We start from the raw sequence: 11,800 nt of genomic DNA, 5'->3' as shown, positions 1-11,800 counted from the left end.
GCATGGCGCGCTCCTACAGGTGGAGCTCCGACCTACGAATCCCCGCCTAGACTTTCCGTTACAACGATAACGACAAGGCGAGGACGAAGCCGTGCAAGTACAGCCCTATCTGTTTTTCCATGGTCGCGCCGATGAGGCCATTGCCTTCTACCAGCACGCGGTGGGCGCCCAGCTCGGGGCGCTGATGCGCTTCGAAGAGGCGCCGGGGCCGTCGCCGGTGCCCGACGGCTGGCTGGACAAGGTGATGCACGCCAGCCTGCAGATTGGCGAGACGGAAGTCTTGTTGTCCGATGGCCGCGGCGAGCACAACGCCGCTTTCAATGGTTTCTCCCTGCACCTGACGCTGCGCAGCGTGGTGGCGGCGGAGCAGGCGTTCGCCGCCCTGGCGGAGGAGGGGCGGGTGGAGATGCCGTTGGAGAAGACCTTCTGGGCACAGCGCTTCGGCATGCTCACCGACCGTTTCGGCATTGGCTGGATGGTCAGCTGCCATTGACCTCTTCCGAAGACAGAAACGAAAAAGCCCGCCGGAAGGCGGGCTTTTTCATGAGCGCGAGGCTCAGGACGCAGCGACGATCTGCAGGCGGTCGGCGGTCATCTGGTTGACTTCGCGGTACACCGCGGCGTCGGTTTCCAGCTGCTTCTCGCGGGCCGGGAAGATCTCCTTGAGCTTCGCAGTCCACTCGGCCGATTTGTAGCGCTCGGGGAAGCAGCGCTCCAGCAGGCCCAGCATGATCGAGACGGTGACCGAAGCGCCCGGGGAGGCGCCGAGCAGGGCGGCGATGCTGCCGTCCTGGGCTGCCACCAGTTCGGTGCCGAACTGCAGGATGCCGCCTTTCTTCGGGTCCTTCTTGATGATCTGCACGCGCTGGCCGGCGGTTTCGAGGCGCCAGTCGGCCGGGTTCAGCTCCGGGTAGAACTTGCGCAGGGCTTCGATGCGCTGGTCCATGGACTGCATGACTTCCTTCACCAGGTAGCGGGTGAGGTCCATGTTGTCGCGGGCCACGGCGAGCATCGGCAGCAGGTTGCTGGTGCGCACCGAGAGCGGCAGGTCGAGGAACGAACCGTGGCGCAGGAACTTGGTGGAGAAGCCGGCGTACGGGCCGAACAGCAGGGAGGTCTTGCCCTCGACCACGCGGGTGTCCAGGTGCGGCACGGACATCGGCGGGGCGCCGACTTCGGCCTGGCTGTAGACCTTGGCCTGGTGGTGCTTGACCACTTCCGGGTTGTCGCAACGCAGCCACTGGCCGCTCACCGGGAAGCCGCCAAAGCCCTTGCTCTCCGGGATGCCGGACATCTGCAGCAGCGGCAGCGCGCCGCCGCCGGCACCGAGGAAGACGAATTTCGCCTTGACCTTGCGCGCGTCGCCGGTCTGGGTGTTCTTGATGTCCACCAGCCAGCCGTCGCCGGAGCGCTCGAGGCCCACGACCTTCTGGAAGTAGCGGACTTCACTGCCTTCGCGGCTGGAGAGGTAGCTCAGCAGCTGGTTGGTCAGGGCGCCGAAGTTGACGTCGGTGCCGCTTTCCACGCGGGTCATCGCGACCTGCTCGTCGGCCGGACGGCCGGGAATGGTCAGCGGAGCCCAGTCGGCGATCTTCGCGCGGTCCTCGGTGTATTCCATCGAGGTGAAGGCATGGTGCTGGCTCAGCAGCTCATGGCGCTTCTTCAGGAACGGAATGTCCTTGCCACGCACGAAGCTCATGTGCGGAACGGGGTTGATGAAGTTGCGCGGTGCGCCGAAGGCGTCCTTCCCGGTCAGGTAGGCCCAGAACTGCTTGGACACCTCGAACTGGGCGTTGATGTTCACCGCCTTCTTGATGTCGATCGAGCCGTCAGCCGCCTGCGGGGTGTAGTTCAGCTCGCAGAGGCCGGCGTGACCGGTACCGGCGTTGTTCCACGGGTTGGAACTCTCGATGGCTCCGGATTCCTGCAGTTCGACGATCTCGAGCTTGACGCCCGGATCGACTTCCTTGAGCAGGACAGCCAGGGTTGCGCTCATGATGCCGGCGCCGACCAGCAGCACGTCCATCGATTCGATTTCGTTCTGCGCCATTAACGCGTCTCCAAAACTATCAGCAGCCAGTTGTGACAGAGGTTTCGCGTCCAGTGCGCAAAACAAATGTCCGAATTCTTCTCAGGTCAATGGACCTATCGCGAATGTCTCGGGCCGGGATCGGAGGAGGGGGAATGCGCACCTTCTCGGCAATCCACGGACAGACGAAGTCATCCGCAAGTGCATCCGAAAGTGGCGCTCAGGCGCGGCTTCCGGTGCCGAAAAAGCGATTCAGTGCTGCGGGGTCAGACGTCAATGGTGCTACCAACGCAAAACTCTTCATTGCTCGCCACACTCTCGTGAAGTAGTGAAAAACCTTCGATCACGCTCTTTTGGAGGCGTGAAGCTCAAAGGGGATCGTCGTCGCGGGCCGGTCCGGTCTCCGTGCGGAGGGGGCGGCTGCATCCTTGCCAAGTTCTGCGCAACGAACGTACAAAGCGCGACGGCCAGTGACCGAGGCGAGTGGCGACTCTCTTTGAGGGGTGGCAGAGGCGAGACACGGTGTGTCGGCATCGTGCGGGGCCCGACCAGGAGGCGTCCTTATAATCGGGGGGCGATTATAACGGCGAAACACAAAAAAAAGCTCTGCACCTTAGACTTTTTTCCTAGTGTCTACCCCTTGATTGACCATTTGCGCCCCCTCCCGGTGCGTCTTGCCTGCAGGTGGGTCAAGGCGGCCTATCGACGCGCAGCGAGGGAACCCTGAGAACGGGTTCCGCGTCCAATGGCCAAGCGCTATCTGACCGCGCTGCCCGCCGGTATACTGCCGGCCATCGCTTACCCCATGGAGAGATGAGCATGCTGCCTCGCCTGTTGCTCGGCTTTATCGCTGCCGCCAGCCTGACCTTGACCGGCTGCGCCCTCAGCCCGCAACAACTCAACCCGACCCCCGAGTTCAAGGGGCCGGTCGCTGCCGTTGGCCAGGGCCAGCCGGTGGTGGTGAAAGTCGTCGACGGTCGCCCGAGCACCGCGCTGGGCACCCGTGGTGGCCTGTATTCGGAAACCAGCCAGCTGACCGTGCGCAGCGAAGACGTGATCCCCAAGCTGCAGCTGCAGGCTGAGACCGCCGTGCGTCTGCTGGGCTTCACCCCGTCGGCCAACGCCTACAACGCGCCACAACTGACCCTGACCCTGGCCGAGCTGAAGTACCAGTCGCCCAAGGAAGGCATGTACGTCACCGAGGCCGACATCGGCGCTACCTTCCGCGCTGACGTGCAGAGCGGTACCCGCCGTTACAGCGGCCGCTACGGCGCTTCGACCAACCAGCGTTTCGGCATGGCGCCCAACCAGGCGACCAACACCAAGCTGGTGAGCGAAGTGCTCAGCGATGCGCTGACCCGCGTGTTCAAGGACCCGACCATCGGCCAGACGCTGAACCAGCGCTGATCGATGGGGACATGAAAAAGCCCGCCGAATGGCGGGCTTTTTCATGGGCGCTGGTGGGCGACGATCAGGCGGCCTGGCGGTACGGGTCGACCTCGACCGAGCGCATGCGCTCGTCGGTTTCCGGCAGGTCCAGGTGCTCGTGGCCGCAGGCCTGGGTGTAGACCAGCCAGTGGTCGTCCTGGACGTTGAACGAGAGTTCGACGACCACAGCTTCGATTTCTTCCAGGTGTTCGATCAGGTAGGCGTTTTCGTGGGGGACGATGTCGAGCATGGCGAATCTCCTTGGCGAAAGACCGGGTTTGCAGAATTCGTTGAAGCCAGCAACGTGCCAGGGCGCGGGAGAGGCCTTAGACCATTTCTCGATAATTCTTACGCTCGTCGTAAATAAGCGTTGCGCGCTGGCTGTGGTGGCGGGCCAGCGGATAAAATGCGCGCCGATTGTTTCTCATCCATGACGGGCCATGCCCGTTCGTCCAGACTGACCCCCGCTTTGCTTCGAAGTCGATGGTGTGCAGTTCTGAAGCGGAGGTTGTGATGTCGCTGCAGGCGCTCTGGAGTCTTTTCCAGGCCCATCCCGGTCGTCTCGTGAACGACCTGGCCCTGTTCTTTGCCCTGGCCGGAGGCTGGCTGCTGCTGGCGACCCGTCGCCGCGAACGCCTCGCCCTGGCGCGCCTGGTGGCGGAAAGCGAAGTGGAACCGGTGGCGCTGGACAGCGTCGAGCCGACCGCGCGGATGAACCGCTTCTTCTACCGTTTCGGTTTCGCCTGCATGGCCCTGGCCATGGCGGTGAGCTGGTACAGCACGCAGCTCGGCCAGTAACCGACGAGATGAAAAAAGGCGCCCGAGGGCGCCTTTTTTCATGCCTGCTGCTTGAGCCGGTACTGGTTCAGCACCGGGTTGGCGTACTGCAGGATCAGATGGCCACGCTGCTCGGCGGGGCATTCACCCAGGCGACGCTCCCATTCGGTGCGCGCACGCTGCAGTTCCTCGGCCTTGAACAGGGTCTCGGCGCGCGGCACGTTCAGCGCGGCGTCGCGCAGTTCGGAGGCCTCGTAGGCGAGGTAGTGCACCGGGAACAACCGATAGTTGCCGAGGATCTGCCGGTCCAGCTCGGCGGCGAGCTGCTTGGCGTCGGCGAAGTCGCCGGTGATCTCCTCGCCGAAGTTGATGTGCACCCGGCCCTTGTAGCCGGTGATGCCCTGCACGATGCTGCGGTCGTCCTCGCCCGGCGCCTTCCTGTACTCGCCGGTGGTCGCGCGGGTGAACAGTTCGCGGGCCTTGGCGGCGTCGCAGGGGTCGTATTCGTAGCTGATGGACACCGGGATCAGGTGCAGCTGGCGGATCACCTCGGCGAACGGCTCGTCCTTGCGGCTCATGTGGAACATCTTGAGGATCGCCGAATCGGTGCGGTCGTCACCGTCCTTGGCGCGGCCCTCGGCCTGGGCGATCCAGATCGACTGGGTGTCCTGGCAGATCGAGTGATTGATGTAGGCCGAGAGGTTCTGGTACGCCGCCAGCTTCTCGCGCCGACCGCTGATCGAGCGGTGCACGATGAAGCTCTTGTTCAGGCGCATCAGGTCGCTGACGAAGGGCTTCTGCAGCAGGTTGTCGCCGATGGCGATGCGCGGCGTCGGCAGCTTGGCGTGGTAGATCGCGTAGTTGCAGAAGGCCGGGTCCACCACGATGTCGCGGTGGTTGGCGATGAACAGGTAGGCGCGGCCGGATTGCAGGCGCTCGACGCCCGAATAGGTGACGCCGTCGGTGGCGTGCTCGATGGTTCGGTCGACGTAGGGCTCGACTTTGTGCTGCAGCTCGCTGACGCTGCGGATACCGGTGACTTCGCGGGCCAGCCGATGGGCTATAAGAGGTCTGAGCAGCCAGCCGAGCGGACCGGACAGACGCGGGAAACGGTAACGCGCCAGCGCGCCGAGGAAGGCGTCATCGCTCAGCAGGCGCTGCAGGACAGCCGGGACTTCGGCGTCGTTGTACGGTCGGATGGCTTCGAACTCGCCCATCATGCTCTCTATGAATTTTGGGGAGGACGGGCCGCGAAATAGACGGCCCGGATGGGTATGCCGCCGACTCACGGACAGGCGGGCACCCAAAAAGACCGCGCGATTATAAACGGAAGTCACGGGGGAACCAGCGATGCTCGACAGTCAGGCCTATTCCTGCCCCTATTGCGGCGAGCCGGCCGAAGCCGTGCTTGACCTCTCCGGGGGCGACCAGAGCTACTATGAAGATTGTCCGGTGTGTTGCCGGCCGATCCTGTTCCAGCTCCACACCGACGGCGTGGACTGGACCCTGGAAGTCCAGCGCGAGGACGATTGATGCAGCGAATCTACGAACCCGCCGACCTGATCGAAGCCGAACTGCTGGGCGGCATGCTGGCCAACGAGGGCATTTCGTCACACCTGGGCGGACGCCACCTGGTAGGCGGCATCGGCGAGCTGCCGGGCATGGGCCTGCTGCACCTGTGGGTAGAGGACGACGTGGCCGAGCAGGCACGCGAACTGATCGCCGCGTACAATGCCGCGCAACCCCTGCCGGGCTGCACCGACGATCACGAGGGCGGCCCCGGCGTCCTGCTTTGCTGAGGCGCCTCTACGACTCCCCATGAACAACCGCCCATGACCAGCCGCTACGCCCTGTTCCGCTGGAACCGCGAGCTTGCCGAAAACGCCGGCTTCCCTGCCGATCTGCAACCGCAGTGGAACGTGGCGCCCGGCGGCCGTGTGCTGATGCTGCGCGAGGAGAATGGTGCGCGCCATGCCGACCTCGCTCGCTGGGGCCTGACCCCGGCCTGGCTGAAGGACCTGTCGCGAACCCCTGCCCATGCCCGCACGGAAACCATCGCTGAACAGCCGATGTTCCGTGACGCCTTCGCCCAGCGTCGCTGCCTGCTGCCGGCCAACGGATTCTACGAGTGGCACGGCGTGCGCAAGCGGCCGCACTGGGTTTCCGGTGGCGGGCTGATCTGCTTCGCGGGGGTGTGGGAGGCGTATCCGGTGGAAGGCCACACCTACTACAGCGTGGCGATGCTCACCCAGGCGGCGGGCGATATGCGCCGGCCGCTGATTCTCGATGTGCAGGAGCAGGCGCAATGGCTGTCGAACGAGACGCCCGCCGAGCGGTTGCTGGAGCTGCTGCAGTTGCCCCAGGCGCGGCTGCGTGTGCAGGCGCTGGCGAACTTCATCAATGACCCGACCTGCAATGGGCCGGAGTGCCTGACGCCGGCCTGAGCTTTCCTGTAGGAGCGCCCCATGGGCGCGATCGCGGGCGTGGCCCGCTCCTGCAGGTTACGTAGATCTACACCTTGAACTGATTCACCAACCGGCGCTGCTGCTCGGCCAGCTTGGTCAGCTCGGCGCTGGCCTGGGAGGCTTCGTCCGCGCCGCCGGCCACCTGGTTGGCGACCATGCCGATGTTGCTGACGTTGCGGTTGATGTCCTCGGCCACCGCGCTCTGCTCCTCGGCGGCGCTGGCGATCTGGGTGTTCATGTCGTTGATCACCGACACTGCCTGGGTGATCGACTCCAGCGCCTGGGCCGCTTCGCCGGCGTGGCGCACGCTGTCCTCGGTCTTGTCCTGGCTCTGCTGCATCACGTGCACCACTTCGCGGGTGCCATTCTGCAGTTGCTGGATCATCGACTGGATTTCCTCGGTGGCCTGCTGGGTCTTCTGCGCCAGGTTGCGCACTTCGTCGGCGACCACGGCGAAGCCGCGGCCCTGCTCACCCGCGCGGGCGGCCTCGATGGCGGCGTTGAGCGCCAGCAGGTTGGTCTGCTCGGCGATGCCGCGGATGGCCACCAGGATCGCGTTGATGTTCTCGCTGTCGCGGGCCAGCGACTGCACCACGCCCACGGCGCGGCCGATCTCGCTGGCCAGCGCCTGGATCGCCGTGGAACTGCTCTCGACGATGCGCTTGCCGTGGTGGGCTGCCTGATCGGCATGGTTGGCCGCTTCCGCCGCATGGGTGGCGTTGCGGGCCACGTCCTGGGCGGTGGCGGTCATCTCGTGGACGGCGGTGGCCACCAGCTCGATCTCCGCCAGTTGCTTCTGCACGCCCTGGTTGGTGCGGATGGCGATGTCGGCGGTGTGTTCGGAGGAATCGCTGACGTGCTGCACCGAGGTCACCACCTGGCCGATCATCCCCTGCAGCTTGCCGAGGAAGGTGTTGAAGCCCTTGGCAATGGAGCCCAGTTCGTCGGCACGGTCGCTGCTCAGGCGGCGGGTCAGGTCGCCTTCGCCCTGGGCGATGTCGTCGAGCATGCCAACCAGCTGGCGCAGCGGGCGGGCGATGCCATGGCCGACCAGCCAGATCACGGCCAGGCCGATGGCGGCGATCAGCAGGCCGACCAGGGTCATGCCCAGGGTGTCGCTGTCGCGCTGAGATTTCAGGTCGCTCTGCAACTGGTTCAGGTCACCCAGCACGGCTTCCTGCGGCAGTTGCAGCATCAGGGTCCAGCGCGCGCCGGAGTCGGCGATGGTGAAGGGCAGGAACAGCTCGATGTGGCCGTGCTCCTTGTCCACCGAGGTCAGCGGCTGGTCGAGGGTGAGCTTGGCCAGGTTGGCCACTTCGCTGGCGTCCAGCACGCTGCTGGCGGGTTCGCCGAGCTTGGCCGGGTCCTTGGTGTAGGCGACCAGGCGGCCGTTGGTGGAGATCAGCGCCATCTCGCCGGCGCCGTCGTAGAGCTGGCTGTCGGCGGTCTTGAGCAGGTCCTGGATGAAGTCCAGCGACAGGTCCACGCCGACGGTGCCCTTGAACTGGCCCTTGACCATGATCGGCGCGTTGAACGAGGACATCAGCACCATCTTGCCGGCCATCTCGTAGGGCGCCGGGTCGATGATGCAGGGCTGGTGCTTCTCTTTCGGGCACAGGTAGTACTCGCCTTCGCGCACGCCGGTGGGCTGCATCTTCTGGCTTTCCAGGGTATCGCCCATGGCTTCCACGGTCAGGCCGCCGTCCTTGCGGTACCACCAGGGCATGAAGCGGCCGCTGGCGTCGTAGCCGGGCAGGCCGGAATACTGGCTGTCGTTGCCGGCGAAGGCGTTGGGTTCCCAGCCGGCGAAGGCGTCGAGCAGCTTGGGGTTCTGCGCCACGGTCTGGCGCAGCAGGTTGGACATGCCGGCGCGGCCGATGCCCAGCAGCGGCTGGCCGTTGGCGTCGGTCTCGTCGAGCAGGGCGTTGGTGTTGGCGAGGTCGCGGGCGACGGTGAGCGGGTATTCCAGTTCGCGCTGGATCTGGGCGACCTGCCCGCGTGCGATCGCCACCAGGCGATCGTTGATCACCTGCTCGAGCAGTGCCTGGGTGCGGTCCTGCACCAGCGCCTGGGTTCGCGAGCCGGCGAACAGCGCGTAGAGCACCAGCGCCGCGACCACTGCCAGAACGCTGGCACCGGCCAGCGCCACCACGGAAAACTGGATCGACTTGAATTTCATACGGGTACCCGGAATGCGCCAGAGGCCTGCGTGTCTATCTGTATCGGCAGGACCGGGGAAATTCCTTAGGCGGCCGTTGTAAAGGGTTGTAACGCGGCTGTACGCCGCTTGTCGCAGGATTGTCGGCGCTGACCGGGAGGTCTAGCATGTGATGTCAAAATGAAATTACCTGGCCGTGGCAAGCCCCTCGACATCCTGCTCTTCAGGGTGAAATCAGGCGCTGGCCGCGGCTATCTCGCGGGTGTGGATCGCAGGCGCGATGCCACGCACCGCGTACGCCACGACAGGCGCCCGCTGGCACCTTCCGATAAGTCGGAGCCGTTTCGTAAGTCACTGCTGCGCCGGCTGTTTCCTGCCTGTTGCCGGGCATCGGGGGTGGGCCTACCATGCGCGCTGTCCGTGGGAGATTGCATTGTTTCGGGAGAGCAAGATGCCCAGAGTATTTCGTGTCGCAGGCCTGGCCGCAGCCCTGCTGCTCACCGCTTGCCAGCAGGTGAACACCACCAGCGGCGGCGTTGTCGGTGTCGATCGCAAACAGAACATGTTCAGCATGCTGTCCAGTGCGCAGGTCGACCAGATGTATGCGCAGTCCTACCAGCAGACCCTCGGTGAGGCCTCCAAGGCGGGCAAGCTGGATGCCAGCAGCAGCGACGCCAAGCGCGTGAAGGCCATCGCCGCGCGGTTGATCCCGCAGACCGGCGCCTTCCGTTCCGACGCGCCGTCCTGGCAGTGGGAAGTCAACGTGATCAAGAGCGATGAGCTCAACGCCAACTGCGGTCCTGGCGGCAAGATCATCGTCTACACCGGGCTGATCGATCAGCTCAAGCTCACCGACGACGAACTGGCCGCGGTGATGGGCCACGAGATCGCTCACGCCCTGCGCGAGCACGGCCGCGAAGCCATGTCCCGCGCCTACGCCGAGCAGATGGGACTGGGCATTGGCGGCGCGCTGCTGGGGCTGGGTCAAAGCAGCGTGGACATGGCCCACCAGGTGGTCGAATACAGCCTGACGCTGCCCAATAGTCGGCAGAATGAGAACGAAGCTGACCTGATCGGCCTGGAATTGGCGGCGCGAGCCGGTTATAACCCCAACGCCGCGATGACCCTGTGGCAGAAGATGGGGCAGGCGTCGAACGGTGAAGCTCCGCCGGAAATCCTCAGCACGCACCCGGCGGACAGTACGCGGATGGCCAACCTGCAGGCCGCCATCCCGAAGGTCATGCCGCTCTACGAGCAGGCCAAGACCCGTTAAGCAGTGGTTCGTGATTCTCTCGAACGGCCAGGAGCGGCGTAAGGTTGCGCCGCTTTATCCAGTGAACAGGGAGCACCCGTGAAAATCGCTGTACTCGGAGCCACCGGGCTCCTGGGCCACCACGCCGCCCGCGCGATCAAGGCGGCCGGCCACCAGCTGGTGCTGATCCACCGACCCTCGTCGCAGATCCAGCGCCTGGCTTACCTCGAGCCTGAGTGCCGGGTAGCCGAACTCTTCGATCACCAGGGCATGGCCCGCGCGCTCAGCGGGCTGGACGCGGTGATCTTCAGCGCCGGTTACTACCCGGTGCGCCCGCGTCGCTGGCAGGAGGAAGTGGCCAGCGCACTGGACCTGACCAATCATTTCTACGCCGCCTGCCTGCAGGCGAAAGTGCCGCGCATCCTCTACGTCGGTTCGGCCTTTGCCATGCCCTCGCATCCGCAGGGGCTGCCGGGGCATGAGGGGCTGTTCTACGAAGGGCTGCCCACCGGCAAGAGTGCCTACGTGATGTGCAAGTGGGCGCTGGACGAACAGGCCCGCGAACAGGCCCGTGGCGGCCTGCCGGTGGTCATCGGGATTCCCGGCATGGTGCTGGGCGAGCTGGATATCGGCCCGACCACCGGGCGCCTGATCACCGCCATCGGCCGCGACGAGATGCTGCACTACGTGCCGGGCCGGCGGAACGTCATCGATGCCTCCGAAGCCGGGCGCGGCCTGCTCACGGCGCTCGAGCGCGGCCGGGTGGGCGAGCGTTACCTGCTCACCGGGCACAACATCGAGATGGGCGAGCTGACCACCACCATCGCCAAGCTGCTGGGCAAGCCGGCGCCGACGCCGATGCCGCTGCACCGCGCCCGCGCGCTGGCGACACTGGGCCGCTGGCGCTACCGCCTGACCGGCAAGATGCCGCTGCTGGACGACACTGCCATCGAGGTCATGGCCGGCGGGCAGTTCCTCGACGGCCGCAAGGCGCGCGAGGAGCTGGGCTTCGAGTCCCATGTGCCGCTGGAGGACACGCTGGAGCGGGCCATTTCCTGGTTCCACGCCAACGATTACCTCTGAGCTCAACGTGTAGGAGCGGGCCATGCCNNNNATCGCGCGCATGGCGCGCTCCTGCAGAAAGCAGAAAGCCCGGCGCAATCCGGGCTTTCTGCTTGGGCGGGTTCTCTGTCAGGGCAGCGCCTTCTCGGCGAAGGGCCGGTTGGGCAGCCCCATCTGCGCGCGGAAGCTTTCCATGTCGAACAGCGTGCACAGCTCCTGCACCTGGTTCTGGCTGTTGAAGGTCCAGAAGCCCATGGCCGAGATGCTGACGATGCGGTCGCTGGCCGGGTAGCCCAGCACCGGGCGGGCGATGCTGCCCATCAGGGTGCTCCAGGTGAAGACCTTGTTGCCCTCGCGGATGCATTCCTCCACGGCCACTTCCAGGTCCTCCATGCCACTGCGGATCTCCTCCACCAGCGCCCGGTAGCCGGCGTTGTCCAGCGGCTGGGCGGTGAAGGCGCTCTTGTAGATGAAGTCCGGGCTGTGCAGTTGCTCCACCAGCGCCAGGTGTCCCTTGTTCCAGGCGAGGTCGATGTGGTGGCGGGCGACTTTCTTCAGGTCTTTTTCCGGCATGGCGACATCCTTTGTCGTGGGAGGCGGAAGCGCCACTGTGTATCGCAGGCGATACA

The 11,800-nt window shown here is 65.3% G+C and carries 13 protein-coding genes; 8 read left to right on the top strand and 5 right to left on the bottom strand.

What is annotated here, in order from left to right:
• Nucleotides 1–91 precede the first annotated feature (91 nt).
• Nucleotides 92–493 (top strand): VOC family protein, encoded by a 402-nt coding sequence (locus tag UB43_RS12045; RefSeq protein ID WP_045210988.1) that lies wholly within the window; start codon nt 92–94, stop codon nt 491–493.
• Nucleotides 494–556: 63 nt separating this feature from the next.
• On the opposite strand, the gene mqo is transcribed toward UB43_RS12045, so the two are convergent.
• Nucleotides 557–2,050, bottom strand: a complete 1,494-nt coding sequence (gene mqo / locus UB43_RS12040; protein ID WP_045210986.1) for a malate dehydrogenase (quinone) — start codon at nt 2,048–2,050, stop codon at nt 557–559.
• Nucleotides 2,051–2,848: 798 nt separating this feature from the next.
• On the opposite strand from mqo, the gene UB43_RS12035 reads away from it, so the two are divergent.
• Nucleotides 2,849–3,436, top strand: coding sequence for a YajG family lipoprotein (locus tag UB43_RS12035; protein WP_017519726.1), 588 nt, complete (start codon nt 2,849–2,851; stop codon nt 3,434–3,436).
• Between the two features lie 64 nt (nt 3,437–3,500).
• On the opposite strand, the gene UB43_RS12030 is transcribed toward UB43_RS12035, so the two are convergent.
• Nucleotides 3,501–3,707: a hypothetical protein gene (locus UB43_RS12030; RefSeq protein WP_045210984.1), complete on the bottom strand. Its 207-nt coding sequence runs from the start codon at nt 3,705–3,707 to the stop codon at nt 3,501–3,503.
• Nucleotides 3,708–3,970: 263 nt separating this feature from the next.
• Here UB43_RS12030 and UB43_RS12025 point away from each other — a divergent pair, with 263 nt between their 5' ends.
• Nucleotides 3,971–4,255, top strand: coding sequence for a hypothetical protein (locus tag UB43_RS12025; RefSeq protein ID WP_045210981.1), 285 nt, complete (start codon nt 3,971–3,973; stop codon nt 4,253–4,255).
• A gap of 38 nt (nt 4,256–4,293) precedes the next feature.
• Here the strand turns inward: UB43_RS12025 and UB43_RS12020 are convergent, their stop codons facing one another.
• Nucleotides 4,294–5,454 carry a 1-acyl-sn-glycerol-3-phosphate acyltransferase gene (locus tag UB43_RS12020; protein WP_156160396.1) on the bottom strand — a complete coding sequence of 387 codons (1,161 nt, stop codon included), beginning with the start codon at nt 5,452–5,454 and terminating at the stop codon, nt 4,294–4,296.
• 130 nt (nt 5,455–5,584) lie between these two features.
• Between UB43_RS12020 and UB43_RS12015 the strand changes: the two genes are divergently transcribed.
• From UB43_RS12015 to UB43_RS12005, 3 genes are read left to right on the top strand one after another with little or no spacing between them, the layout of a single operon-like run.
• A complete protein-coding gene (locus UB43_RS12015) occupies nt 5,585–5,767 on the top strand; it encodes a CPXCG motif-containing cysteine-rich protein (RefSeq protein ID WP_045210976.1) in 183 nt (60 codons plus the stop codon).
• Nucleotides 5,767–6,033, top strand: a complete 267-nt coding sequence (locus tag UB43_RS12010; protein ID WP_045210974.1) for a DUF2007 domain-containing protein — start codon at nt 5,767–5,769, stop codon at nt 6,031–6,033. Before UB43_RS12015 ends, UB43_RS12010 begins: the two co-directional genes overlap by 1 nt.
• A 33-nt stretch (nt 6,034–6,066) precedes the next feature.
• A complete protein-coding gene (locus UB43_RS12005) occupies nt 6,067–6,678 on the top strand; it encodes an SOS response-associated peptidase (protein ID WP_045210972.1) in 612 nt (203 codons plus the stop codon).
• Nucleotides 6,679–6,745: 67 nt separating this feature from the next.
• On the opposite strand, the gene UB43_RS12000 is transcribed toward UB43_RS12005, so the two are convergent.
• Nucleotides 6,746–8,878, bottom strand: coding sequence for a methyl-accepting chemotaxis protein (locus tag UB43_RS12000; RefSeq protein ID WP_045210970.1), 2,133 nt, complete (start codon nt 8,876–8,878; stop codon nt 6,746–6,748).
• Nucleotides 8,879–9,308: 430 nt separating this feature from the next.
• Between UB43_RS12000 and UB43_RS11995 the strand changes: the two genes are divergently transcribed.
• Both UB43_RS11995 and UB43_RS11990 read left to right on the top strand, forming a co-directional pair.
• Entirely contained in the window at nt 9,309–10,130 is an 822-nt protein-coding gene (locus UB43_RS11995; protein WP_045210968.1) for a M48 family metallopeptidase, read from the top strand.
• Between the two features lie 78 nt (nt 10,131–10,208).
• A complete protein-coding gene (locus tag UB43_RS11990; RefSeq protein ID WP_045210965.1) occupies nt 10,209–11,192 on the top strand; it encodes an NAD-dependent epimerase/dehydratase family protein in 984 nt (327 codons plus the stop codon).
• Between the two features lie 108 nt (nt 11,193–11,300).
• Here UB43_RS11990 and UB43_RS11985 read toward each other — a convergent pair whose 3' ends face one another.
• Nucleotides 11,301–11,744 (bottom strand): ketosteroid isomerase-related protein, encoded by a 444-nt coding sequence (locus UB43_RS11985; RefSeq protein ID WP_045210962.1) that lies wholly within the window; start codon nt 11,742–11,744, stop codon nt 11,301–11,303.
• Between the last annotated feature and the right edge of the window lie 56 nt (nt 11,745–11,800).

Source organism: Pseudomonas sp. 21 (assembly GCF_000955805.1).
In the GTDB taxonomy this organism is placed as follows: Bacteria; Pseudomonadota; Gammaproteobacteria; order Pseudomonadales; family Pseudomonadaceae; genus Pseudomonas.
The sequence above is the reverse complement of the archived record's forward strand: the minus strand, read 5'-3'. Positions and strand labels throughout refer to the sequence as shown.